General features: G+C 66.6%; 18 protein-coding genes. 14 read left to right on the top strand and 4 right to left on the bottom strand.

Translation table 11 applies throughout. The features are described 5' to 3' along the window. The 3 genes from CEY05_RS17275 to CEY05_RS17265 all read left to right on the top strand — a co-directional run bounded on the left by CEY05_RS17275 (window position 1) and on the right by CEY05_RS17265 (window position 5,086). Complete coding sequence (locus tag CEY05_RS17275; RefSeq protein WP_088596747.1) at window positions 1-1,182, top strand: acetyl-CoA C-acetyltransferase; 1,182 nt, start codon at window positions 1-3, stop codon at window positions 1,180-1,182. 213 nt (window positions 1,183-1,395) lie between these two features. Next, window positions 1,396-3,003 (top strand): carboxyl transferase domain-containing protein, encoded by a 1,608-nt coding sequence (locus CEY05_RS17270; RefSeq protein ID WP_088597625.1) that lies wholly within the window; start codon window positions 1,396-1,398, stop codon window positions 3,001-3,003. Window positions 3,004-3,094: 91 nt separating this feature from the next. After that, window positions 3,095-5,086, top strand: a complete 1,992-nt coding sequence (locus CEY05_RS17265; RefSeq protein WP_088596746.1) for an acetyl/propionyl/methylcrotonyl-CoA carboxylase subunit alpha — start codon at window positions 3,095-3,097, stop codon at window positions 5,084-5,086. 236 nt (window positions 5,087-5,322) lie between these two features. Here the strand turns inward: CEY05_RS17265 and CEY05_RS17260 are convergent, their stop codons facing one another. Continuing rightward, window positions 5,323-6,513, bottom strand: a complete 1,191-nt coding sequence (locus CEY05_RS17260; RefSeq protein WP_088596745.1) for an acetylornithine transaminase — start codon at window positions 6,511-6,513, stop codon at window positions 5,323-5,325. Window positions 6,514-6,719: 206 nt separating this feature from the next. Here CEY05_RS17260 and CEY05_RS17255 point away from each other — a divergent pair, with 206 nt between their 5' ends. Continuing rightward, window positions 6,720-7,676, top strand: coding sequence for a tripartite tricarboxylate transporter substrate binding protein (locus tag CEY05_RS17255; RefSeq protein ID WP_088596744.1), 957 nt, complete (start codon window positions 6,720-6,722; stop codon window positions 7,674-7,676). A gap of 124 nt (window positions 7,677-7,800) precedes the next feature. Next, window positions 7,801-9,051, top strand: a complete 1,251-nt coding sequence (locus CEY05_RS17250; protein WP_088596743.1) for a hydantoinase/carbamoylase family amidase — start codon at window positions 7,801-7,803, stop codon at window positions 9,049-9,051. Window positions 9,052-9,142: 91 nt separating this feature from the next. On the opposite strand, the gene CEY05_RS17245 is transcribed toward CEY05_RS17250, so the two are convergent. Then, window positions 9,143-10,405: a M20/M25/M40 family metallo-hydrolase gene (locus CEY05_RS17245; RefSeq protein ID WP_088596742.1), complete on the bottom strand. Its 1,263-nt coding sequence runs from the start codon at window positions 10,403-10,405 to the stop codon at window positions 9,143-9,145. A gap of 88 nt (window positions 10,406-10,493) precedes the next feature. On the opposite strand from CEY05_RS17245, the gene CEY05_RS17240 reads away from it, so the two are divergent. From CEY05_RS17240 to CEY05_RS17220, 5 genes are all read left to right on the top strand, one after another. Then, window positions 10,494-11,186 carry a GntR family transcriptional regulator gene (locus CEY05_RS17240; protein ID WP_088596741.1) on the top strand — a complete coding sequence of 231 codons (693 nt, stop codon included), beginning with the start codon at window positions 10,494-10,496 and terminating at the stop codon, window positions 11,184-11,186. A gap of 316 nt (window positions 11,187-11,502) precedes the next feature. Beyond that, window positions 11,503-12,285 carry a transporter substrate-binding domain-containing protein gene (locus CEY05_RS17235; RefSeq protein WP_088596740.1) on the top strand — a complete coding sequence of 261 codons (783 nt, stop codon included), beginning with the start codon at window positions 11,503-11,505 and terminating at the stop codon, window positions 12,283-12,285. Window positions 12,286-12,299: 14 nt separating this feature from the next. Further along, window positions 12,300-12,968 carry an amino acid ABC transporter permease gene (locus CEY05_RS17230; protein WP_088596739.1) on the top strand — a complete coding sequence of 223 codons (669 nt, stop codon included), beginning with the start codon at window positions 12,300-12,302 and terminating at the stop codon, window positions 12,966-12,968. After that, on the top strand, window positions 12,965-13,621 hold the full coding sequence (locus CEY05_RS17225) for an amino acid ABC transporter permease (RefSeq protein WP_088596738.1): 657 nt from the start codon (window positions 12,965-12,967) through the stop codon (window positions 13,619-13,621). Before CEY05_RS17230 ends, CEY05_RS17225 begins: the two co-directional genes overlap by 4 nt. Next, window positions 13,602-14,330 (top strand): amino acid ABC transporter ATP-binding protein, encoded by a 729-nt coding sequence (locus tag CEY05_RS17220; protein WP_088596737.1) that lies wholly within the window; start codon window positions 13,602-13,604, stop codon window positions 14,328-14,330. The genes CEY05_RS17225 and CEY05_RS17220 overlap by 20 nt, the downstream gene beginning before the upstream one ends. A gap of 10 nt (window positions 14,331-14,340) precedes the next feature. Here CEY05_RS17220 and CEY05_RS17215 read toward each other — a convergent pair whose 3' ends face one another. Continuing rightward, complete coding sequence (locus tag CEY05_RS17215) at window positions 14,341-15,426, bottom strand: DSD1 family PLP-dependent enzyme (protein ID WP_088597624.1); 1,086 nt, start codon at window positions 15,424-15,426, stop codon at window positions 14,341-14,343. Window positions 15,427-15,735: 309 nt separating this feature from the next. On the opposite strand from CEY05_RS17215, the gene CEY05_RS17210 reads away from it, so the two are divergent. Beyond that, window positions 15,736-16,197 (top strand): DUF494 family protein, encoded by a 462-nt coding sequence (locus tag CEY05_RS17210; RefSeq protein WP_088596736.1) that lies wholly within the window; start codon window positions 15,736-15,738, stop codon window positions 16,195-16,197. A gap of 202 nt (window positions 16,198-16,399) precedes the next feature. Continuing rightward, window positions 16,400-17,368 (top strand): tRNA glutamyl-Q(34) synthetase GluQRS, encoded by a 969-nt coding sequence (gene gluQRS / locus CEY05_RS17205; RefSeq protein ID WP_088596735.1) that lies wholly within the window; start codon window positions 16,400-16,402, stop codon window positions 17,366-17,368. Here gluQRS and CEY05_RS17200 read toward each other — a convergent pair. Next, a complete protein-coding gene (locus tag CEY05_RS17200; protein WP_088596734.1) occupies window positions 17,355-20,057 on the bottom strand; it encodes a GDYXXLXY domain-containing protein in 2,703 nt (900 codons plus the stop codon). The genes gluQRS and CEY05_RS17200 overlap by 14 nt on opposite strands. A gap of 61 nt (window positions 20,058-20,118) precedes the next feature. Between CEY05_RS17200 and CEY05_RS17195 the strand changes: the two genes are divergently transcribed. Both CEY05_RS17195 and CEY05_RS17190 read left to right on the top strand, forming a co-directional pair. After that, window positions 20,119-22,785, top strand: a complete 2,667-nt coding sequence (locus CEY05_RS17195; RefSeq protein WP_088596733.1) for a DNA topoisomerase III — start codon at window positions 20,119-20,121, stop codon at window positions 22,783-22,785. Between the two features lie 224 nt (window positions 22,786-23,009). After that, window positions 23,010-24,443 (top strand): aldehyde dehydrogenase family protein, encoded by a 1,434-nt coding sequence (locus CEY05_RS17190; RefSeq protein ID WP_088596732.1) that lies wholly within the window; start codon window positions 23,010-23,012, stop codon window positions 24,441-24,443. Window positions 24,444-24,498: the final 55 nt, after the last annotated feature.

The following is a 24,498-nucleotide window of genomic DNA, read 5'->3' as shown; positions in this document are numbered from 1 at the left end:
ATGTCCGATCCCGTCGTCATCGTATCCGTCGCCCGCACGCCCATGGGCGGCATGCTGGGCAGCATCTCCAGCCTGGCCGCGCATGAACTGGGCGCCGCCACCATCAAGGCCGCCGTGGAACGCGCGGGCATCAAGCCCGAGCAGGTCGACGAAGTCATCATGGGTAATGTGCTGCAAGCCGGCCAGGGCCAGGCGCCAGCGCGCCAGGCCGCGCTGGGCGCCGGCCTGCCCAAGAACGTTGCCTGCTCCACCATCCACAAGGTCTGCGGCTCGGGCCTGAAGGCCGCCATGCTGGGCCATGACCTGCTGATGGCCGGTTCCGCCGACGTCATCGTGGCAGGCGGCCAGGAAAGCATGAGCAACGCCCCCTACCTGATGCTCAAGGGCCGCCAGGGCTACCGCTATGGCCATTCCACCGTCTACGACCACATGGCGCTGGACGGCCTGGAAGATGCCTATCAGAAGGGCACGGCCATGGGCGTGTTCGCCGAGCAATGCGCCGGCAAATATGAGTTCACGCGCGAACAGCAGGACGCCTTCTCCACCGAATCGCTGCGCCGCGCCCGCGCCGCCAGCGAAGACGGCAGCTTCAAGTGGGAAATCACCCCCGTCACCGTGGCCGGCCGCAAGGGCGACACCGTGATCGACACCGACGAAGCGCCCACAAAGGCCATGCCGGAAAAGATTCCCACGCTGAAGCCGGCCTTCAAGAAGGACGGCACGGTTACCGCCGCCACGTCGGCATCGATCTCCGACGGTGCCGCCGCCATGGTGCTGATGCGCGCCTCCACCGCTGACAAACTGGGCGTGAAGCCGCTGGCGCGCATCGTCGCCCACGCCCAGCATTCGCAGGAACCGGACTGGTTCACCACCGCCCCGGTGGGCGCGCTGCGCAACCTGTTCAAGAAGACCGGCTGGAAGGCCGCCGACGTCGACCTGTATGAAATCAACGAAGCCTTCGCCGTGGTCACCATGGCCGCGATGAAGGAATTCGACCTGCCGCACGACAAGGTCAACGTGCACGGCGGCGCCACCGCGCTGGGCCATCCCATCGGCGCGTCGGGCGCCCGCCTGGTCACCACGCTGATCGGCGCGCTGCGCAAGCAGGGCGGCAAGCGCGGCGTGGCCACGCTGTGCATCGGCGGTGGTGAAGCCGTGGCCATGGCCATCGAGATGGTCTGAGCCCGGGTTTCAGACCCTGGCCTGATGCCTGCCTGAAGGAGCGGCCGCCGCGAGAGGCGACCGCTCCTGGCGGTCGGTGCGGATGTTGCCGCTGACTTGCGGCCCGCGCCCGCCGACCGCCACACCGCATCCATCACGCTTTATTCGCCCTTCAATCCGTGCGCGCCCACGCAGCGTGCCGGTCCACGTTACGCCAGCGGGGCCCCAGCCACCATGCCCATCATTGAATCGCGCATCAATCCGCGCTCGCAGGAATACGCCGACAATGCCGCCGCCATGCGCGCGCAACTGGACACCGTGCGCGAGCACATGGCCCGCACGGCCCTGGGCGGCGGCGAACAGGCGCGCGCCAGGCACGTGGCGCGCGGCAAACTGCTGCCCCGTGACCGCGTGGAGCAGTTGCTCGACCCGGGCACGCCGTTTCTTGAACTGTCGCCGCTGGCGGCACATGGCATGTACGGCGACGAGGCACCCGGCGCCGGCCTGATCACCGGCATCGGCCGCATCGCCGGCGTCGAATGCGTCATCGTCTGCAACGACGCCACCGTCAAGGGCGGCACCTACTACCCGATCACGGTGAAGAAGCATCTGCGCGCGCAGGAAATCGCCGCGCAGAACCGGCTGCCCTGCGTGTATCTGGTCGACTCGGGCGGTGCCAACCTGCCGCGCCAGGACGACGTGTTCCCCGACCGCGACCACTTCGGCCGCATCTTCTACAACCAGGCGCAGATGTCGTCGCAAGGCATCGCGCAGATCGCGGTGGTGATGGGGTCCTGCACCGCCGGCGGCGCCTACGTGCCCGCCATGAGCGACGAATCCATCATCGTGCGCGACCAGGGCACCATCTTCCTGGGCGGCCCGCCACTGGTGAAGGCGGCGACGGGCGAAGAGGTCAGCGCCGAGGACCTGGGCGGCGGCGACGTCCATACCCGCCTGTCGGGCGTGGCCGATCACCTGGCCAACAACGACCACCATGCCCTGCGCCTGGCGCGGGACGCGGTGGCGCGCCTGAACCGGCGCAAGCAGCCGGACATGGCGCTGACGTCCGTACTGCCGCCGCGCTACGACCCGGCGGAACTGGACGGCATCATCCCGGCCGACACGCGCAAGCCCTACGATGTGCGCGAAGTCATCGCGCGCGTCGTCGACGATTCCGCCTTCGACGAATTCAAGGCGCGCTTCGGCGCCACGCTGGTGACGGGCTTCGCCCACATCCACGGCATGCCCGTGGGCATCGTCGCCAATAACGGCATCCTGTTTTCCGAGTCGGCGCAGAAGGGCGCGCACTTCATCGAGCTGTGCGCGCAGCGCAAGATCCCGCTGGTGTTCCTGCAGAACATCACCGGCTTCATGGTGGGCCGCAAGTACGAGAACGAAGGCATCGCGCGCCATGGGGCCAAGATGGTCACCGCCGTCGCCACCGCCGCCGTGCCCAAGTTCACGGTGCTGATCGGCGGCTCTTTCGGCGCCGGCAACTATGGCATGTGCGGCCGCGCGTTCGCGCCGCGCCTGCTGTTCATGTGGCCCAACGCGCGCATTTCCGTGATGGGTGGCGAACAGGCCGCCAGCGTGCTGGCCACCGTCAAGCGCGACGGCATCCAGGCGCGCGGCGGCAGCTGGGCCGCGGCCGAGGAAGAGGCTTTCAAGGCACCCATCCGCGCGCAGTACGAGCAGGAAGGACATCCCCTGCATGCCACGGCACGCCTGTGGGATGACGGCATCATCGCGCCCTCGGACACCCGTCGCGTGCTGGCGCTGGGGCTGTCCGCCGCGCTCAACGCACCCATCGAGGACACGCGCTTCGGCGTGTTCCGGATGTAGCGCCCGGATGCCTGCCTGAAGTGACGCCTGAAATGACGTCGGATCTCTCATCCAAACCAGCATGAATCCGCAAGCGCGGACAGGAGTACGTATGTTCTCGACCCTGCTGATCGCCAATCGCGGCGAAATCGCCTGCCGCATCGCCGCCACGGCGCGCCGGCTGGGCATACGCACGGTGGCCGTCTATTCCGATGCCGACGCGCATGCCCGCCATGTGGCCGCCTGCGATCTGGCGGTCCATATCGGCGGCCCGGAACCGCGCGCCAGCTACCTGCGTGGCGACGCCATCCTGCAGGCCGCGCTGGATTCCGGCGCGCAGGCCATCCATCCAGGTTATGGCTTTCTATCGGAGAACGCCGAGTTCGCGCGCAAGGCGGCCGCCGCCGGCCTGGTCTTCGTCGGACCGCCGCCGGACGCCATCGCCGCCATGGGCAGCAAGTCGGCAGCCAAGTCGTTGATGGAAAAAGCCGGCGTGCCCCTGGTGCCCGGCTATCACGGCGACAACCAGGATGCCGGCTTTCTCCACCAGCAGGCCGATGCCATCGGCTATCCGGTATTGATCAAGGCCAGCGCGGGCGGTGGCGGCAAGGGCATGCGCGTGGTGGAGCAGTCGGGCGCGTTCGCCGAGGCGCTGGCGTCCTGCCGGCGCGAGGCGGCTGCCAGCTTCGGCGACGATCGCGTGCTGATCGAACGCTATCTGCAGAAGCCGCGCCATATCGAGATCCAGGTCTTTGCAGACACGCAGGGGCAGTGCGTCTATCTGTTCGAGCGCGATTGCTCGGTGCAGCGGCGCCACCAGAAGGTGATCGAGGAAGCCCCCGCGCCCGGCATGACGCCGCAACGCCGCGCCGAGATGGGCGCCGCCGCGGTGGCCGCCGCGCGCGCGGTGGGGTATGTCGGCGCCGGCACGGTGGAGTTCATCGCCGAGCCCGACGGGCGTTTCTATTTCATGGAAATGAATACCCGCCTGCAGGTGGAGCATCCCGTGACGGAGGCCATCACCGGCCAGGACCTGGTCGAATGGCAGTTGCGCGTGGCGGCTGGGGCGCCGCTGCCGGCGCGCCAGGAAGACCTGGCGATACAGGGGCACGCGATCGAAGCGCGCCTGTACGCGGAGAATCCGGACAACGGTTTTTTGCCGTCCATCGGTACGCTGGCGCATCTGGCACTGCCTGCCCACACGGCCTTCACGCGCGGCGATGTGCGGGTGGATGGAGGGGTACGGGCGGGCGATGCCATCACGCCTTACTACGACCCGATGATCGCCAAGCTGATCGTGCACGGAGCCGATCGGGACGAAGCGCGTGCGCGCATGATCCAGGCGCTGGCACATACGCGCGTGGTCGGTGTGCATACCAATGCCGCGTTTCTGGGCCGGCTGATGCGGGATGAAGCGTTTGCCACGGCCGATCTGGATACCGGGCTGATCGAACGCCGGCGCGCCACGTTGCTGCCGGCGCCGGCCGCCACACCCGTGGCCGCGCTGGCATTGGCGACTGCCGCTCGCCTGACGCAGGAGACGATAGCCGCCGCGCACGCCGCGCCCGATCCCTGGGCTGCCACCGATGGGTGGCGGGTCGGTGGCGCTTACCACCGTGCGCTGGACTGGCTCGACGGGGATACCTCGCGCACGGTACGCGTGGCACGCACGGAAAGCGGCTGGACGTTCGAGGAAGTCGCAGCGGCCGGCGCGCAGGCCTTTTCCTGGCAAGGCAAGGGCGCGCGCGTGCGCATACAGTTGGGGGGCCGCGACTACACTGCCGACGTCCTGCTGGAGGGGGAATCGGCGTATGTCTTCCTGGATGGCGCCACCCATGTCCTGGTGCGCAATGACCCCTTGGCCCATGCCGGCGAAGAGGCAGGCGACCACGCCGGCGACATGAGCGCGCCGATGCCCGGCAAGATCATCGCGATCCACGTCGCCGCCGGCGACAAGGTGGAGAAGGGCCAGCCCTTGCTGGTGATGGAAGCGATGAAGATGGAACACACCATCACCGCCGGCACCGACGGCGAAGTCACCGAAATCTTCCACGCCATCGGCGACCAGGTCAGCGAGGGCGCCGTACTGATCGCACTGGCGTAAGAACACCAGCTACCCAGGCGGATATACGGCAGCAAACACCGACTCTGGCCTCGAGGGGCGATAGCCCAGAAAGGGGGCGATGGGGGGTCCCCCATTAAACTAATCGACCATATGTGCCGCCCCCTTCGAGGGGGGCGGCACGATGATTTTCAAATCACCCGAACATGCAAAACAAAAAGGGCGCCGTCATTTTGAACGGCGCCCTTTTCACTGCATTCGCCAAGGCGAATGACGAATTACTTGCGGATGGCGGTGATCAGGCCGTCCAGCGTCTTCAGCATGCTGTCGATTTCCTGCTCCGTGACGTTCAGCGCGGGCATGAAGCGCAGCAGGTTGCCACGCGGCGCGTTCAGCAGCAGGCCTTCAGGATTCAGCTTGCGGGCCGCATCGACGATGGCGGGACCATCATCGCGGTCCATGATCAGCGCGCGCAACAGGCCGGCGCCGCGTTCACCTTGCATGCCCCACTTGGCGGACAAGGCCAGCAGGCCTTCGGACAGCTGGCGCCCACGGGCCTGCACCGACTCCAGGAAGCCCGGCGCGGCCAGCGCGTCGAACACGGCCACACCCACCGCCGTCATCAGCGGATTGCCGTTGTACGTACCACCCTGTTCACCGTGCGAAAACACGCTGACGTCCTGGCGCGCCAGCAGCGCGGCCAGCGGCACGCCGCCGCCGATGCCCTTGCCCAGCGTCATGATGTCCGGGGTGATGCCCGCTTGCTGATAGGCGTACATGGTGCCCGTACGGCCCATGCCGGTCTGCACTTCGTCGACGATCAGCAGGATGCCGTGCTCGTCGGCCAGCTTGCGCAGCCCTTGCAAGAATTCCTTGGTCGCGGGAATCACACCGCCTTCGCCCTGGATCGGTTCCAGCATGATCGCCACGGTTTGCGCGTCGATCAGCTTGCGCACGGAATCCAGGTCGTTCAGGTCGGCCTTGGGGAACCCGTCGACCTGGGGCGCGAACATCGTGTCCCAGCCCGGCTTGCCGGATGCCGACATGGTGGCGATGGTGCGGCCATGGAAGCCGTGGTCCATGGTGATGATCTTGTAGGCGCCGTTGCGATTGACGCGGCCCCATTTGCGCGCCAGCTTGATGGCGCCTTCATTGGCCTCCGCGCCGCTGTTGGCGAAGAACACACGGTCGAACACGGACGACTGCGTCAGGCGCTGGGCCAGTTGCAACGACGGCTCATTGAAGAAGGCGGGCGACGGATTCAGCAGCTTGCCAGCCTGTTCATTGACGGCGCGGACCATTTCCGGGGCGCTGTGGCCCAGGCAGTTCACGGCCCAGCCCTGGATGAAATCCAGATATCGCTTACCAGTATTGTCCTCCAGCCAGGAACCTTGACCGCGCACGAACACCAGGTCCGGGCGGGAAGTGATTTCCATGAGGGTGTTGACGTTGTACTGGTTGAAGTCCATGACGGTTCCTGAAGGGGAAGGACACCCCGCCGGGCACGCCAGCGGGCAAAAAGGGTAAATTTAGCACCCTGGGATGACGGCTTTCGTCAAAAGCGGCTGCTTTCGTCAAAACCCGAGACAAATAATGCCCGGACCGGCGCCACCGTCGCCGCCACGAGACACTGGGCCCTTGCAGCGTCCCCTGAATTTCCTGAGTCCCCTCGATCATGCTCAAAAAAATCATTGCCGCCACCACCTTGGCCGCGGCCGCTTTCTCGGCGCATGCCGAATATCCCGACCACGCCATCCGCCTGATCGTCCCCTTCCCGCCCGGGCAGGCCACCGACATCTTCGCGCGCGCGCTGGCTGAAAAGCTGGGGCAGCAGCTGGGGCAGACCATCATCGTCGACAACCGCGCCGGTGCCGGCAGCAACATCGGCATGGCCCAGGCGGCCCGCTCGACGCCGGATGGCTACACGCTGGTGATTGCCGGCAGTGCCGCGGCCGTCAACCAGACCTTGTACAAGAAGCTGGACTACAGCCTGGCGGACGATTTCGCGCCCGTCTCCGGCGTCTTCTCCGTGCCCCTGATGTTCCTGGCGAACCCGCAGTCGGGCATCACCAGCATGCAGGACCTGGTCAAGAAGGCGCGCGCCCAGCCCGGTGCGCTGGCCTATGCCAGCGCCGGCATTGGCGGCACCCAGCATTTGTCGGCCGAAATGTTCAAGGCCGCCGCCAAGGTTGACATCCGTCACATCCCCTACAAGGGTAGCGGCCCAGCGCAGGCGGACTTCCTGGGCAACCAGGTGCCCTTGATGGTGGATTCGGTGACCGCGGGCCTGCCGCACGTCAAGAGCGGCAAAGCCACTGCCCTGGCGGTGACCACGGCCAAGCGCCTGCCGCAGTTGCCCGACGTCCCCACCGTGGCCGAAACCGGCTACCCCAATTTCGAAGCCATAGGCTGGGCCGCCATCCTGGCGCCCAAGGGCACGCCGGCGGCCATCGTCGACGACCTCAACAAGCGCATCCAGGGTGTCCTGAACAGCGACGCCATGGCGCAATTCCTGCGCGACCGCGGTGCCGAGCCCATGCCCATGAGCCCGACGGAAACGGGCGCGTTCATCGCCACCGAAGTCAAGAAATGGGGCGATGCCGTGCGCGTATCCGGCGCCGAGGTGGATTGATCCACGGCAACTGAAGTCCCTGCACCGTCCCGAAACCGAGAATCGTCAGTCACGGTCAGGGACGTACGCGAAACCTCGGGTACAGATTCCCAAAGCAATCCTAGGTGCAGGTAAAGTACCGCGCATGAATACTTCCCCTACGCTTGGCAATCGCATCATGGCCTGGTCCGCCGACCTGGCCACCCACACCGATCACCCCGGCACGCTGACATGCGCCTACATGACCCCCGCGCACCGCGCGGTGGCCGCGCAACTCGACACCTGGATGCGCGCATCCGGCTTCGATGAAGTCCGCCATGACGCCGTGGGCAATGTCATCGGCGTATACCGCGCCGACCCCGCGGCAGCACAACCCCGCATCGTCTCGACCGGCAGCCACTACGACACCGTGCGCGATGGCGGCAAGTACGACGGCCGCCTGGGCATCCTGTTGCCCATGGCCATCGTCGCCGACCTGCACGCCCAGGGCCGGCGCCTGCCCTACGACCTGGAAGTCGTTGCCTTCTCCGAAGAAGAAGGCCTGCGCTTCGGCAGCACCTTCCTGGGCTCCTCCGCCTACATCGGCCGCTTCGACGACACCGCCCTGGAAAAGACCGACGCCGACGGCATCAGCATGCGCGCGGCCATCGCCGCCGCCGGCCTGGACCCGGCGCAAAGCACCCACTGCGCCACCGACGTCGCCCGCATCAAACATTACTTCGAAGTGCATATCGAGCAAGGCCCCGTCCTGCTGGACCGCGGCCTGCCCCTGGGCATCGTCACCGCCATCAATGGCGGCGTCCGCCGCATCCTTACCCTCACCGGCCTGGCCAGCCACGCCGGCACCACGCCCATGGACATGCGCCACGACGCAGCCTGCGCCGCCGCCGAGATCATCCTCTACGTCGAGCAACGCTGCGCCAGCGTACCGGGCCTGGTTGGCACGGTCGGTACCTTGCAGGTATTGAATGCCTCCGTGAACGTCGTGCCGGGCGCCTGCCGCCTGTCGCTGGACCTGCGCGCGCCGCAAGACCCCATGCGCGACGCCGCCCTGGCGGACATCGAAGCCCGCATCGAAGCCATCTGCCAACGCCGTGGCGTGCGCTGCGAGACGGACGAAGTCATGCGCAAGACCGCGTCGGCCTGCGCGCCGGCCGAACAGGCACTGTGGGCCAAGGCCGTCGCGGCACACGGCGCCGAAGTCTATGAGTTGCCCTCGGGCGCGGGCCATGACGCCATGATGGTGGGCCAGGCCGCGTCGATGAGCATGCTGTTCGTCCGCTGCGGCAATGGCGGCATCAGTCACAACCCGCTGGAAATCATCACCGCCGAAGATGCGCAGTTGGCGGCGCAGGTTACCGCCAGCTTCCTGCAGGAACTGGCCGTCTCGATCTGACGGCGCCGGGATAGCCGGCGCAAGCCGGCATTGCAGCAGGTCCGCAGGGCAGGCACCAGGTCGAACCCAGGCCTGCCTGGCGGCGTGAATATCACGCGGACAGCAGATCCGCCAGGGTCAAGGCCACCACCTTGGTGGCCTTCAGCAGATCGTCCAGGCGCAGGTTCTCGTCCGTGTTATGCCCGCGCGCTTCCATCAGCGTACGCGGCCCGGCGCCGTACAGGACGGTGGGCACACCGTGATGGGTGTAGTGGCGCGCATCGGTATAGAGCGGCACGCCCTGCACGGGAATATCGCTGCCCATGATGGCTTGCGCATGCTTGCGTAGCGGTTCGATCAGCCGATCCGAGCCCGCCAGCGGTACCAGCGGTTCAGCCTGCATGATGCGCCGCACGGTCGCCGTCGCGCCGGGACGCTGTGCCATCGCCGCATCCACCAGCGCGCGCAGTTCGCCTTCCACGTCGTGTCCGGCTTCTTCGGGAATCATGCGGCGGTCGATGCGGAAGGTCACCAGGTCGGGCACCACATTGGTATTGATGCCGCCCGCGATCAAGCCCACGTTCAAGGTCGGCGCGCCGATGCCCGGCGTGGCCGACTTGCGTTGCGCCAGGTCCTCGCGGAAGGCATAAAGCCGGCCCAGCACGTGCGTGGCCGCTTCCAGCGCATCCACGCCGGTGGCGGGCATGGCCGCATGCGCCTGCTGGCCGCGCACCGCCACCTCGACGTGCAGGCAGCCGTTGTGGGCCGACGTGATGCCGTAGGCAAAGCCCGCGGAAATCGCGTAGTCGGGCTTGCTGTAGCCGCCTTCGAGCAGATAGCGCGGCCCGATTTCGCCACCGACTTCTTCGTCGAACGTCAGATGCAGCTCCACCGTGCCACGCAACGGCACGCCCTGGCGCTGCGCGTCCAGCAAGGCCAGCAGTGCCCACGTATACGTCGCGAAATCCGACTTCGACACGGCCACGCCGCGGCCATACATCACCGGACCATGTTGCGGGTCCTGCACGATGTCGCCGCCATAGGGATCATGGGTCCAGCCCTGTCCGGGCGGCACCACGTCGCCATGCGCGTTCAAGGCGACCACCGGGCCGCCCTCGCCGAAGCGCTTGCGCACAATCAGATTGATGGCCGACTGCATGCCGGTGGCCAGCACCTGCGTCTCCGGCACCGGCAACGCCTCGACCTCCAGGCCCAGGGCCGTCAGCAACGCCTGCGTGCGCCGGCCCAGCGGCGCGCAGTCGCCCGCGGGATTGTCCGACGGCACGCGAACCACTTCGCGCAGGAATTCGATCTGGGCCGCGTGCCCCTGCTCGATGAAGGACGACAGGGCGGCGTGGAGGGAGGCTGTATTCATGCGCCGACTTTAATGCATGTAATTTTTGTATTCAATACCGGTGTGGCAAATTTGTCGGTAGACTTGCCGAGTCAGGAAACAGGCTGTCATGAAAAAAGAAACTCCCCCCGCATCGGACATGAATGGCGAGGACATCGCCGCCGACATCGCCCGCGCCATCACCACCCATCGGCTGCCGCCCGGCACGCGTCTGCGGGAAGAAGCACTGGCGCGCGCCTATGGTGTCAGCCGCACGAAGATACGCGCGGCGCTGCTGATGCTGGCCAAGGACAAGCTGATTACCACCATCCCGGACAAAGGCGCTTTCGTCAGCAAGCCCAGCGCCGAGGAAGCGCGCGACCTCTTCGCCGTACGGCGCGTCCTGGAAGCCGCGATGGTGCGTGAGTTCGTGGCGCGTGCGACGCCCGCGGACTATCGCCGCATCGAGCAGCACCTGAAGGAAGAACGCAAGGCGGCCGCCGGCGAGGACGTACCGCTGCGCAATCACCTGCTGGCCGACTTCCACCTGCTGCTGGCCGAAGTCGCCGGCAATGCGGTACTCACCGAAATGCTGCGTGACCTGTCGGCGCGCAGTTCTGTCATCACGGCCTTCTACCAGTCGACCCTGGATGCCGTGTGCTCCTCGGACGAGCATCGTGAATTCCTGCGCGTGGCACGCAAGGGCGACGTCGACAGCGCGTGCGCCCTGATGGCCGCACACCTGGATCATGTCGAGCAGGCGCTGAATTTCGACGAAGCTCCCGCCTCGTCCGGCGGCCTGGTCGCCGCGCTGCTGACCTGACATCGCGTCCCTGCTCGTGGCGTCATCCGCGGCACCGACCGTGGCACAAACGGCGGCATCAGCGCTCGGCACCACCTGCGGCACCACAAAGGTGCGCCGCACACCACCGTGGTGCGCAGGCATGCGCCACCGTGGCGCGGGCGTCTCCCCCGCAGGTCCGCGCCGCAAGGAATAAACACCGCCGAGCCCGCGCCGAGGGGGCAGCGCGGCGGCGATGAACCCTCGCGACGACATGGCACAGATCTTGCATTGAGAGTTTTGTATACCGATATGGTGTGCAACCCTGTCCACCTTCTTACCCCGTAGGGAGTCTTGCATGAATCGTCGTCAACTGCTGCTCGCGCTGTGCGCCGCCACCACCCTGGCCGGCGCCCCGGCCGCTCACGCCGATGCCCTGGCCAACATCATGAAGAACGGCAGCCTGCGCGTTGCCGTGCCACAGGACTTCCCGCCTTTCGGGTCGGTGGGAGCCGACCTCAAGCCGGTCGGCTACGACATCGACACCGCCAAGCTGATCGCCAGCCGGCTGGGCGTGACGGTCGAACTGGTGCCGGTAACCAGCGCCAATCGCATCGCCTACCTGCAGACCAACAAGGTCGACCTGGTGATCTCCAGCATGGGCAAGAACGCGGAGCGCGAGAAAGTCATCGCCTTCACCGACGCCTACGCCCCCTTCTTCAACGGCGTCTTCGGCCCGGCCAGCATCAAGGCCGCCAAGGCCGCGGACCTGTCGGGCAAGACCATAGGCGTGACCCGCGGCGCGGTGGAAGACATCGAGCTGAGCAAGGTCGCGCCCGCCGACGCCACCATCAAGCGCTACGAAGACAACAATGGCACCATCAGCGCCTTCCTTTCCAACCAGGTGCAATTGATCGCCACCGGCAACGTCGTGGCCGCCGCCATCCTGGCCAGGAATCCGCCCAAGAAGCCCGAGACCAAATTCCTGATCAAGGACTCGCCCTGCTTCATCGGCCTGAACCAGGGCGAATCGGCGCTGCAGGCCAAGGTCAACGCCATCCTCGCCGACGCCAAGAAGGATGGATCGCTGAACACCATTTCCAGGAAGTGGCTCGGTAGCGACCTTCCCGCCGGCCTCTGAGGCCAGTCGCGCTCATGGCCTATCGATTCGACTTCTCGTCTATCGCCGACTACACGCCCGTGCTCGTCAAGGGCCTGGGTATCACGGTCGAACTGATCGCCTTCGGCGCGGTGGCGGGGGTAGCCATCGGCATCGCCGCGGCCTGGGCCCGTACGGAAGGACCGCGCGGGCTGCGGCCTTTCGTCACCGCCTATGTCGAACTGATCCGCAACACGCCTTTCCTGATCCAGTTGTTCTTCATCTTCTTCGGCCTGCCGGCGCTTGGCTTGCAACTGGGTGAGATGCAGGCCGCCTGCCTGGCGATGGCCGTGAACCTGGGCGCCTACAGCGCCGAGATCATCCGTGCCGGCATCGCGGCCACGCCACGTGGCCAATACGAGGCGGGCGCCAGCCTGGCCATGACCCGCCTGGAGGTGTTCCGCTACATCGTGCTCAAGCCGGCGCTGGCGCGCATCTGGCCGGCCCTGTCTTCGCAGATCGTGATCGTGATGCTGGGCTCGGCGGTGTGTTCGCAGATCGCCGCCGAGGACCTGTCCTTCGCGGCCAACTTCATTCAGTCGCGCAACTTCCGCGCATTCGAGGTGTACATCGTCACGACGGTGATCTACCTGCTGCTGGCCATCGTATTGCGCCAGTTGCTGCGCCTGGTCGGCCAACGCCTGTTCAGGAGGGCGTCGCGATGATGGAATTCACCCTGTGGGACATCGTGCGCAACCTGCTGCTGGCAGCGCGCTGGACCGTGCTGCTGGCCCTGGTCACCTTTGTCTCCGGCACCCTGATCGGCTTGCTGATGCTGCTGATGCGGGTATCCAGACGGCGCTGGCCGCGCCGCGTCGCGTGGGTCTTCATCGAGCTGTTCCAGGGCACGCCGCTGCTGATGCAGCTGTTCCTGATGTTCTTCGGCCTGTCCCTGGCGGGAATCGATGTACCGGCCTGGCTTGCGGCCGGCGCCGCGCTGGCGCTGTGGTCGGCCGCATTCCTGGCGGAGATCTGGCGCGGCTGCGTCGAATCGATCAATCGCGGGCAGTGGGAAGCCTCGGCCAGCCTGGCCATGGGCTACTTCCAGCAGATGCGTTACGTCGTGCTGCCCCAGGCGCTACGCGTCGCGGTGGCGCCAACGGTGGGCTTCGCCGTGCAGATCGTCAAGAGTACGGCGCTGACGTCCATCATCGGCTTCACCGAATTGTCCAAAGCCAGCACCATCATCACCAATGCGACATTCAATCCGTTCACGGTGTATGGCGTGGCTGCGCTGATCTATTTTGTCCTGTGCTGGCCGCTGTCACGCGCCAGCCTGCGCCTGGAAAGGAAGCTCAATGCCCCTCATCGCCATTGAAGACATCCGCAAGCGCTTTGGCGCGAATGAAGTGCTGAAGGGTGTCACCCTGCGGGTCGAGCCGGGCGAGGTCATCGCCATCATCGGCAAGAGCGGCTCCGGCAAGAGCACGCTGCTACGCTGCATCAACGGCCTGGAGACGCTGGATAGCGGCGCCATCATGGTGGCCGAGGCCAAGCTGGTGCCGGACGACCTGCACCTGCGCGCGCTGCGGCTGAAGGTCGGCATGATCTTCCAGCAGTTCAATCTGTTCCCGCACCTGACGGCCGGCCGCAACGTCATGCTGTCGCCCATGGTCACTCGCAAGCTGCCCGAGGCCGAAGCGGAAGTGCTGGCGCGCACCATGCTGGAACGGGTGGGCCTGGGCCACAAGTTCGATGCGTGGCCGGATCAGCTGTCGGGCGGCCAGCAGCAGCGCGTGGCCATTGCCCGCGCACTGGCCATGCAGCCCATCGCCCTGCTGTGCGACGAGATCACCTCCGCGCTGGACCCGGAACTGGTCAATGAAGTACTGGCGGTGGTGCGCGGCCTGGCTGCCGATGGCATGACGCTGCTGATGGTGACGCATGAGATGCGCTTTGCCCGCGAAGTCTGCGATCGCGTGGTGTTCATGCACGAGGGCAAGGTGCACGAGAGCGGGCCGCCGGACGAGGTGTTCGGCAACCCGCGCACGGCGGAACTGCAGCAATTCCTGGGAATGGCGCACTGAGCGCAATGGCTCAGCGGCTGAGCCCGCGCGCAGCGATGGGCCATACCCCTTCCACGACGCCGCCGCGCAGCACCACCAGGTCGCTGTGCAGATTGAACGTGGGATCCACGTGCGACGGCACCAGGCGCAGCTTCTCGCCCAGGGCGGGCGCGGCGGTGCCGGCGGCCACGCGCACGACGCCGTGCTCGTCGTTGGCGGCGACATACAGAAGATTGTCGCGCTCATACACCTTGGGCAGGCCGCATTCGACCGTGGTGGATTTCAGTCCCACATCCAATACCACGCGGTCCGCCGTCGGCACGCTCATCACCGTGCCGAGCAGGAACAGGCTGTTGCCGAATTTCAATTCACCGGCCCATTCGTTGGCACCGTAGTCGCCGTCCATGAAGGCATAGCTGCCGGCCTGCAATTCCGTATACACGTCGCCAGGCCCGTCGAATTCCGCGCTACCAGTGCCGCCGCCGGTAATGATGGGGCAGGCATAGCCGTGCTCATGCAGGACCTCGGCACACTGGCGCGCGCGCGCCGCCGATTCCAGGCAGGCCTGGGCCCGTTCGGCATGGCCGCGGCGATGTTGCAGGGAGCCGTGATAGGCCTGGATGCCGGCGAAGCGCAGGCCGGGCAGGCTTTCCACGCGGCGCGCCAGCTCCAGCGCCGCCGTCGGCGACGCTACGCCGCAGCGGCCCTGGCCCACGTCGATCTCCACCAGCACGTCGACACGGGCATCCAGCGCCGCCACCGCGCGCGACAGGGCCGCGACGTTGGCCGCGTTGTCGACGCAAACACTGACGCGGGCGCGGCGGGCCAGCTGGGCCAGCAGCGCCAGCTTGGACTCGCCGACGACCTCGTTGCTGATATGGATATCGGCGATGCCGGCGGCCACGAACGGCAGCGCTTCACTGACCTTCTGCACGCACACGCCGCGCGCGCCCAGGGCGATCTGGCGCAGCGAAACTTCCGGGCACTTGTGCGCCTTGGCATGCGGCCGCAGGGCGATGTCATGGTGCCGCGCCCAGTCCTGCATGATGCGCAGATTGCTTTCGAAGATATCCAGATCCAGCACCAGCGCGGGCGTATCCACTTCCGCCAGCGTCATGCCGGGCTTGGCGGGCGGCGGCAGGGTCAAGGCCGGCAGACCGGTGCCCTGGATATCGATGTCGGTGTTCTCCAACGTGCGCTCCTTTGTCAATGTGCAATGTGTTATTGCTAATACAATCAATTTTCTGACTTTTGTCTGAAAAAGTCGCAAAACGGCTGATAAGGTAAGTAATACCTGCTTATTCGTTTGTTGTCCCGTCGCACCTGCGGTTGCCCCACAACATGAATAAGCGTAAAGTGAATTTACGTTTGCTGGTTTGCCGATAAGCGGGCCGACTGGGCAAATAACGACTGAAGACGGCGCAATATGTTCGATATCCTGGTCTACCTTTTCGAAAATTACTACACGCCGCAAGCCTGTCCCGCGGCAGATGTCCTGGCCAAGCGCCTGGCAGCCGCAGGCTTCGAACACGAAGATATCGATGATGCCCTGGGTTGGCTCTACGGCCTGGCCGAGACCACCGAGCGTTGCGTCGATCTGGCCTCGCAGGCCAGTGGCGGTACGCGCGTCTACACCGACAGCGAATATCTTCAATTGGGCACCGAAGCCATCGGTTTCATCACGTTTCTCGAAACGGCCGGCGTCCTGCCCGCGCCCTTGCGTGAGATCGTGATCGACCGCGCGCTGGCCGCGCCTGAATCTCCCGTCCCCCTGGCGAAGGTCAAGATCACTGCCTTGATGGTGCTGTGGAGCCAGGAAGCCGACATCGACAACCTGGTACTCGAAGAGCTGCTGGACGACGACGGCGACGTGCGACGCCTGCACTGAAGCACTGCCCACCGAGGCTTGCGCCTCGATGATGAAAGCCGGCCCGATGGGCCGGTTTTGCTTTTTGGCAACAATATTCTTCCGCGATTTTTTATATCCCCGCTGAGCGCAACCAATAACCCCGCTTATTATTTTTTCAATAAACATCCCTGCGCTTGCGATCTAATGTGGGCCTACTCCCCATGACGTTTTGCCTCTTGCCATGACCCACGCCGGCCTTGCCACTGGCCCTGACGTTGCTCCCGAGGTTGTCCCCGAGGTTGCCCCCGAGGTTGCCCCATACGTCGGCCGCTTCGCGCCCAGCCCCAGCGGCCCGCTGCACGCCGGCTCGCTGGTGGCGGCCCTGGCCAGCTACCTGGACGCGCGCGCGGCGGGAGGGAAATGGCTGCTGCGTATCGAGGATGTCGACAAGCCGCGCAGCGTGCCCGGCGCCGACCGCATCATCATGGGACAGCTGGAAGCGCTGGGCCTGCATTGGGATGGCGAGATGATCTGGCAATCCACGCGCGATGCGGTCTACCAGCGCGCGTTCGACGACCTGGCGGCGCGCGGCCTGATCTACGGCTGTGGCTGCACGCGCCGCGAGATCGCCGATGCGGCGGCGGCACTGACCGGGCTGGCGCAGCAGGATGACGAGACGGGCGAACGCCCCTATGCCGGCACTTGCCGCCATGGCTTGCCGCCAGGACGCGCGGCACGTGCGTGGCGCTTGCGCGTGCCGGCGGGCATCGAAGTGTTCGAAGACCGCTGGCTGGGGCAACAGCGCCAGGATGTGGCACGGGCCGTGGGCGACTTCGTGCTGCGCCGTGCCGACGGCCTGTGGGCCTATCAGTTGGCGGTGGTGGTGGATGACGGCGCGCAGGGCGTCACCGACGTCGTGCGCGGTGCCGACCTGCTGACGTCGACGGCACGCCAACGCGTGCTGGCGCGCATGCTGGGGCTGACGCCGCCGCGCGTCATGCACGTGCCCTTGATCCTGGATCCGCGCAGCGGCCTGAAGCTGTCCAAGCAGAATCACGCCCCCGCGCTGGACCTGACGCAGCCCATCGTCACCTTGAACCAGGCCTGGCAGGCGCTGGGCTTCACGGCATTGCAGGCCACCGACCCGGCGGCCTTCCTGCGCGACGCCTGCGCCGCATGGGCAACACGCTGGCCGCTCAGAGCGGCTTGAAGTCCTCGCCGAGCAGGTTCACCAGCAGGCCGGTGCCGTTGTCGTCCACGCGCAGCTCGCCGTAACGGGCACCCACGTAATGGTCGCCCTGGCCTTCGGGGAAGAAATAGGCATTGGTGACGATGCGCACGCCACCGGCGCGCAAACGGTAGCGCAGCACCACTTCCTGGGCATCGTGCGGCTGCGGCGCGGCCTGCACGCGCACGGGCTGGGCCACGCCATGCTCGTCCGGCTTGAGCACCAGGTAGGCATCGATGATGGGCGCGTGCAGCGGACCGGCGGCGGCCGGCAGGCTGTCCTGCAGCGTGCCGACGGCTTGCGCGGCGACGAAACGCAGATCCATATAGTCACCCTGCAGCAGCGAGCGCGGATCGCGCGACGCCAGTTCCAGCCGCACCACCTGCCCATGGGCCAGCAGTTGCTCACGCTGCCAGATGGCCGTATTGGCGGCGCCCAGGCACAGCAACAGACCCGCGGCGATGAGGCCGGCGCGCCATGGCGCTGCCCGGGCCGGGCGCACGGCCCGTGGCTCCGCCGTGCCCCGCAAGCGCGGCACTGCCCAGACGGCCACGCGCAGCAACAGCAGCAGGACACCCGCGCCGGCCAACAAAGCGGCCTTGTACAACAGCGGCGTGTCCAGGCGGTAGTAGTAGAAAACCAGGCACAGCAGCACCGCGATCTGGCCCAGGTGGAACAAGCGGGCGCGGCGCAGGCCGAAGCCCAGCAGCAGCCAGGCCAGGGCATAGGCCACGCCCGGCCAGGACAGCCAGAAGCCCGCCAGCAGCGCCAGGCCCAGCGGCACGCCGTAGCGCACGCCACGGCCCAGCACCTGGCGCCGCGGGTGCAGGACGGCAATGGCGGCGGCCACCGGCAGCACCACCACCAGGATCAGGTACAGGACCGACGGCGCATGCGTCTGCCACAGCGCAGGCAGCTGCCAGACGGGCACACCCGCCGCCAGCACCACGCTGGCCTGCGCCGCCAGCGCGAACGCCCAGGCCAACGGCAGCAGCGCATCACGGCGCTGCGCCGGCAGGCGCGGATTGGCGACAAATGCCAGCGCCGCCACCCACGCCGTCAACAGCGAGGCCGGCAGCCACAAGGCAATGCCGCGCAAATCGTCGAAGGCGATCCAGCGCAACACGGCGTTGATCAGCGTGTCGTAGGCATCGCTGCGCTCGATGGCGAAGGCGGTGAGCAGGTAGACCGCCACCACCATCGTCAGGCCGCTGAGAAAACGCAGGATGGCATCCGGCCCGAAGAGGTAGATCACGATGGCCAGCGCCAGCACGAACACCGCCGCGCCGGCCGGCGAATTGGCGTCGGCCAGGCCGGCCATCACCAGGATCTGTCCGCTGAAGGCCAGGGCGGTCGCGCACTGGCGCCAGAACGGGCCCTCCGCGGCGCGCACCATGGCCACGCCGATGGCGCACAGCACCAGGCCGGTCACCAGGGCGCCTGACGCGCTGACGATCAGGCCCGAGACACCCAGGAACACCAGCAGCAGCAGGCTGGCCAGCCATGCGCTCAGGCCCAGCAGGCCCTGGATGAACCAGGGCGCGGCGCCGCGGTCGGCCGGTACCGCCGCCAGTTGCACGGTGGGGGCACCGGCAGGCAAGGCCGGCTCGACCTCCGCGCCGGCGGAAATGCCGGCGGGTTCGGCATCGGCCATCGCCCCGGTGGCGAGCGGCGGCGGTGAGGCCGAAAGCGGAGGCAACCGAGGCGTCGACTGCGGGGCCGACTGAGGAGTCGACTGCGGCGTTGACGGCGGCGTCGTCAGGGCCAGGCGGCGCAGCCAGCGCGCCGCCAGCACCGCTTCGCCCATCAGCAGGCCGGCCAGCGGCAGCACCACCCAGATGCCGGGCTCCAGGTCGATCAGCCACTCGCTCACCACGCGCAGCGACACGCAGATCACGCCCGCCGCCAGCATGGCCAGAATAACCAGGTCGCGCCGTGTCCACACGTAGAAGACCGTCAGTCCGATGGTCGCGACCACCCAGCCCAGCCCCGTCCAGGTGCCCAGATTGTCGACACTGACCCCGCCGAAGACCAGGGCCAGCACCAGGGCGCCCACCGCCAGCAGGACCAGCACGCGCGGTCCGAAGCCGGTACGCGCCTGCCAGCGCCGCGCGCTGAACTCCCACAGGCCCAGCAGCACCAGGTTCAAGGCAGCCACCAGCAGGCTGGGAAAGCCCGGACCGTCGAAAGCGCCCCACCAGGCCAGGACCCGCTCGCCCAGCAGCAGGACGACGGCCGCATTGACCAGCAGCGCCCACAGCAGCCACAAACCCTGGCTGCGCGCGGCCAGCGCCCAGGGCAGCATCAGCACGGCCCAGGCGGCGAACAATTCCCAGTTATCCGCGCCGGTCTGGTAGGTTTGGCCGATGAGGGCCAGCAAAGCCCCCAGCAGCACGGTCGCCAGGCCCAGCACCGCGGCACGGCCATGCGCCGCGTTCGATCCGCTGGCGCCACGGGCATAAAGTGCAATCGCCAACACGCCGACGACCACCATCAAACCCTGCACACTGGATAACCGTTGTATCTTGGAAAAAAGAGGCCAGTTCGCCGCAACCCAGCATAATGCGGCGCTTGCCAGTAGCAGCAGACCCAGGGCCAGGGTGGTTCTGGCAAGGAAACGGCGCCAGATATGCTGTTCTGATCCTGCTTGCGACGGGCCGGCGACTTGCATGTGGCGAATCTCCCCTCTTATCATCCGCGCTACTGCGGCGGACAGCCGCCATTGGATACTCATGAGCAAAACGTTGATTATTGCCGAGAAGCCCTCGGTTGCCCTGGATATATCACGCGCCCTGGGAGGCTTTACGCGTGAGGGGGAATACTTTGAAAGCGAAAGTTACGTCCTCGCTTCCAGCATCGGTCATTTGCTCGGACTGGTCGCGCCCAACGATCCGGTCAAGGGAAAGTGGAGCTTCACGCATCTGCCCGTGATCCCGCCGCAATTCGAATTGGGGCCGGCCGACAAGCGTTCGAGCGAACGCCTGAAGCTGCTGGTCCGCCTGGTCAAACGCAAGGACGTCGACGCCATCATCAACGCCTGTGACGCGGGCCGTGAAGGCGAACTGATCTTTCGTTACATCATCCAGTATGCGGGGGTGAACAAGCCCGTCAAGCGTCTGTGGCTGCAGTCGATGACGCAGCAGGCCATCCGTGATGCCTTCGCCAATCTGCGCGACGACGTGCAGATGAAGCCGCTGGAGGCCGCTGCCCGCTCGCGCGCCGAGGCCGATTGGCTGGTGGGCATCAACGGTACCCGCGCCATGACCGCCTTCAACAGCAAGGACGGTGGATTTTTCAAAACGCCGGTGGGCCGGGTGCAGACGCCGACGCTGGCCATCGTGAACGAGCGCGAGAACCGCATCCGCGCCTTCGTGCCGCGCGACTACTGGGAAGTCCGGGCCAGCTTCGTGGCCGCCGCCGGCCTGTACGACGGCCGCTGGATCGATCCCGATTTCAAGAAGGACGAGCGCGATCCCGAGAAACGTGAATCGCGCCTGTGGTCGCTGGCCGCCGCGCAAAGCGTGGTGGCGGCTTGCCGCGATCAGCCCGGCACGGTCACCGAGGAATCCAAGCCTTCCTCGCAACTGTCGCCGGCCCTGTACGACCTGACCTCGCTGCAACGTGAAGCCAACGGCCGCTTCGGCTTCTCCGCCAAGACCACCTTGTCGCTGGCGCAGACGCTGTACGAACGGCACAAGGCCTTGACGTATCCGCGTACGGATTCGCGCTACCTGCCCGAGGACTACCTGAACACGGTGCGCGACACCATGCGCACCCTGTCCGAAGCAGGCAGCGGTCCCGCGGGCGCGCTGTCGCGCCATGCCGCCAAGGTCATCGACCAGAACTGGGTCAAGCCCAATCGCCGCATCTTCGACAACAAGAAGGTGTCGGACCACTTTGCCATCATTCCGACGCTGCAGGTGCCGCGCGACTTGAGCGAGGCCGAAGCCAAGCTCTACGACCTGGTGCTCAAGCGCTTCCTGGCGGTTTTCTTCCCCGCCGCGGAATACCGCGTGACCACGCGCATGACCGAGGTGCAGGGCCATCGCTTCCGCACCGACGGCAAGGTGCTGGTGAATCCGGGCTGGCTGGCGGTGTACGGCAGGGATGCCCAGGACGAGGACGCCAACCTGGTGCCGGTGCAGGACGGCGAAGCCGTCCGCACCGAGGACGTCGAAGCCGTGGGCCTGAGCACCAAGCCGCCCGCGCGCTACAACGAAGGCACGCTGCTGTCGGCGATGGAAAGCGCGGGCAAGCTGGTCGAGGACGAGGAACTGCGCGAGGCCATGTCCGAGCGCGGCCTGGGCACGCCGGCGACGCGCGCGGCCATCATCGAAGGGCTGCTCAATGAAGTCTATTTGCGCCGTGAAGGCCGCGACCTGGTGCCCACGGCGAAGGCGCGCCAGCTGATGACGCTGCTGGCCGGCCTGGATGTCTCCGAACTGACCTCGCCGGAACTGACCGGCGAATGGGAACACAAGCTCAAGCAGATCGAACAGGGCGACCTGGCACGCGACGCCTTCATGCGCGAGATCGCGCAGATGACCCAGGTGATCGTCAAGCGCGCCAAGGAATACGAGCGCGATACGGTCCCGGGCGATTACGCCACCTTGAAGACGCCTTGCCCGAACTGCGGCAACGTGGTCAAGGAAAACTACCGGCGCTACGCCTGCACCAATTGCGACTTCTCGATCAGCAAGCATCCGGGCGGCCGCACGTTCGAACTGCCGGAAGTGGAAGAGCTGCTGGCCAAGCGCGAAATCGGTCCCCTGCAAGGCTTCATCAGCAAGATGGGCCGGCCCTTCGCCGCCATCCTGCGCATCACCGGCGAGAACAAGCTGGAGTTCGATTTCGGCCAGAGCAACGAGGACGACAACGAGCCGGTGGACTTCTCCGGCCAGACCCCCGTGGGCCCTTGCCCGAAGTGCCAGTCGCGCGTGTTCGAGCACGGCATGAGCTTCGTGTGCGAGAAATCCGTGGGGCCGGAAAAGAGCTGCGACTTCCGCTCGGGCAAGGTCATCCTGCAACAGGAGATCTCGCGCGAGCAGATGGAGAAGCTGCTCAACGAAGGGCGCACGGGCCTGCTCGATGGCTTTGTTTCCAGCCGCACCAACCGCAAGTTCAAGGCCTTCCTGGTGCGCCAGCCGGACGGCAAGATAGGCTTTGAATTCGAACCGCGCGGCGACAAGCCCGCACGCAAGACGGCGGGCGGCGCGGCGGCGGCACCGGCGGCGAAGAAGGCAGCGGCCAAGGCGCCGGCGAAGAAAGCGGCAGCGAAGAAGACGGCTACGAAGACGGCTTCCAAAACAGCTTCCAAGACGACCGCTACCAAGACCGCCGCCAAGAAGGCGACCAAGACAGCGGCGAAGAAAGCCGCGCCGAGCAAGACCACGGCCTGATCCTGGCCTCCGGCGCCTGACTCGAGCCCGCAACGGTTTGCTGCCGTTGCGGGCTCGTTGCTTTGGCGGGCTCATTTGGTCTGCCCGCCGCGGGCGGCGTAGACTGTGCCCACGGCCGGTTGCTGTCCACGCGTCCGCGCCGATAAAGATTCCTATATCCAGAGAGACAACCCGGCTGGCGCCCCATGCACGGCTCCAGCTACCGCACAGGAGATTCCGCGGCCATGCAGCAGCACTACATCGACAATCGCCCCGCCGCCCCATCCTCGGGCGATGCCATCCCCGTGCTGGATCCCTCCACGGGCCAGGAATTCGACAGCATCGCGCGCGGCAACGCCGCTGACATCGACCGTGCCGTACAAGCCGCGCGCCGTGCCTATGAAGGCGCCTGGGGCGCGCTGACCGCCGCCGAACGCGGCCGCCTGCTGCTCAAGCTGTCGAACAAGGTGCTGGAGCATTTCGACGAACTGGCCGCGCTGGAATCGCGCGATTGCGGCAAGCCCACCAAGCAGGCGCGCGCCGACGTCACCGCCATTGCCCGCTACTTCGAGTTCTACGGCGGCGCCGCCGACAAACTGCACGGCGAAACGCTGCCTTACCAGAACGGCTACACCGTGCTGACCCTGCGCGAGCCGCACGGCGTCACCGGCCACATCGTGCCGTGGAACTATCCCCTGCAGATTTTCGGCCGCAGCGTCGGTGGCGCCCTGGCGGCGGGCAATGCCTGCGTGGTGAAGCCGGCGGAAGACGCGTGCCTGTCCTTGCTGCGCATCGCGCAGCTAGCCGCCGACGTGGGCTTTCCGCCCGGCGCCATCAACATCGTCACCGGCTACGGCCATGAGGCGGGCGACGCGCTGGTGCGCCATCCCGGCATCGACCACATCTCGTTCACCGGCTCGCCCACCATCGGCATCCTGGTCACGCAGACCGCGGCCGCCAATCACACGCCGGTCACCACCGAGCTGGGCGGCAAGTCGCCGCAGATCGTCTTCGAGGACGCCGACATCGATGCGCTGTTGCCGGTCGCCATCAATGCCATCGTGCAGAACGCCGGACAGACCTGCTCGGCCGGCAGCCGCCTGCTGATCCAGCGCAGTGTCTATGAAAAAGTGCTGGATCGCCTGGGCAATGCCTTTGCCGCCCTGCGCGCCGGTCCCGCCGGCAGCGACCTCGACTGCGGTCCGTTGATACGCAAGTCGCAGCAGTCGCGCGTGGCGGAATTCCTGGCCGACGCGCGCAAGGACGGCATCTCGATGGTGGCACAGGGCAGCCTGGAACTGGGCGCGCCGGAACAGGGCTACTACCAGGTGCCGACCTTGCTGCGCGACGTGCCGCTGACGCATCGGCTGGCGCGCGATGAAGTGTTCGGACCGGTGCTGGCGGCCATCCCCTTCGAGGACGAAGCCGACGCCGTGCGCATTGCCAACAGCACCGACTACGGCCTGGTGGCCAGCGTGTGGACGCGTGACGGCGGGCGCCAGTTTCGTATCGCCCGCAAGGTGCGGGCGGGCCAGGTCTTCATCAATAACTACGGCGCGGGCGGCGGCATCGAGCTGCCCTTTGGCGGGGTCAAGGCCAGCGGGCATGGCCGCGAGAAAGGCTTCGAAGCGCTATACAGCTTCACCGTGCTGAAGACGATTTCGATCAAGCATGATTGAAGATTATCGAACGTGATGCGGGGCGCCCTGGCCCCCAGGGATCGACCGTTGATGA

Source organism: Achromobacter sp. HZ34 (genome assembly GCF_002209485.1).
In the GTDB taxonomy this organism is placed as follows: domain Bacteria; phylum Pseudomonadota; class Gammaproteobacteria; order Burkholderiales; family Burkholderiaceae_B; genus Bordetella_C.
This window is presented reverse-complemented; position numbering and strand designations above follow the sequence as displayed.

Excerpts from the sequence above, each read along its gene's own strand:
- CEY05_RS17230 (WP_088596739.1), top strand. The coding sequence starts at position 12,300 with ATGGCCTATCGATTCGACTTCTCGTCTATCGCCGACTACACGCCCGTG.
- CEY05_RS17220 (WP_088596737.1), top strand. The coding sequence starts at position 13,602 with ATGCCCCTCATCGCCATTGAAGACATCCGCAAGCGCTTTGGCGCGAAT.
- CEY05_RS17240 (WP_088596741.1), top strand. The coding sequence starts at position 10,494 with ATGAAAAAAGAAACTCCCCCCGCATCGGACATGAATGGCGAGGACATC.
- CEY05_RS17250 (WP_088596743.1), top strand. The coding sequence starts at position 7,801 with ATGAATACTTCCCCTACGCTTGGCAATCGCATCATGGCCTGGTCCGCC.
- CEY05_RS17225 (WP_088596738.1), top strand. The coding sequence starts at position 12,965 with ATGATGGAATTCACCCTGTGGGACATCGTGCGCAACCTGCTGCTGGCA.
- CEY05_RS17265 (WP_088596746.1), top strand. The coding sequence starts at position 3,095 with ATGTTCTCGACCCTGCTGATCGCCAATCGCGGCGAAATCGCCTGCCGC.
- CEY05_RS17210 (WP_088596736.1), top strand. The coding sequence starts at position 15,736 with ATGTTCGATATCCTGGTCTACCTTTTCGAAAATTACTACACGCCGCAA.
- gluQRS (WP_088596735.1), top strand. The coding sequence starts at position 16,400 with ATGACCCACGCCGGCCTTGCCACTGGCCCTGACGTTGCTCCCGAGGTT.
- CEY05_RS17260 (WP_088596745.1), bottom strand. The coding sequence starts at position 6,513 with ATGGACTTCAACCAGTACAACGTCAACACCCTCATGGAAATCACTTCC.
- CEY05_RS17195 (WP_088596733.1), top strand. The coding sequence starts at position 20,119 with ATGAGCAAAACGTTGATTATTGCCGAGAAGCCCTCGGTTGCCCTGGAT.
- CEY05_RS17200 (WP_088596734.1), bottom strand. The coding sequence starts at position 20,057 with ATGCAAGTCGCCGGCCCGTCGCAAGCAGGATCAGAACAGCATATCTGG.
- CEY05_RS17270 (WP_088597625.1), top strand. The coding sequence starts at position 1,396 with ATGCCCATCATTGAATCGCGCATCAATCCGCGCTCGCAGGAATACGCC.
- CEY05_RS17190 (WP_088596732.1), top strand. The coding sequence starts at position 23,010 with ATGCAGCAGCACTACATCGACAATCGCCCCGCCGCCCCATCCTCGGGC.
- CEY05_RS17235 (WP_088596740.1), top strand. The coding sequence starts at position 11,503 with ATGAATCGTCGTCAACTGCTGCTCGCGCTGTGCGCCGCCACCACCCTG.
- CEY05_RS17245 (WP_088596742.1), bottom strand. The coding sequence starts at position 10,405 with ATGAATACAGCCTCCCTCCACGCCGCCCTGTCGTCCTTCATCGAGCAG.
- CEY05_RS17215 (WP_088597624.1), bottom strand. The coding sequence starts at position 15,426 with ATGACGCTGGCGGAAGTGGATACGCCCGCGCTGGTGCTGGATCTGGAT.
- CEY05_RS17275 (WP_088596747.1), top strand. The coding sequence starts at position 1 with ATGTCCGATCCCGTCGTCATCGTATCCGTCGCCCGCACGCCCATGGGC.
- CEY05_RS17255 (WP_088596744.1), top strand. The coding sequence starts at position 6,720 with ATGCTCAAAAAAATCATTGCCGCCACCACCTTGGCCGCGGCCGCTTTC.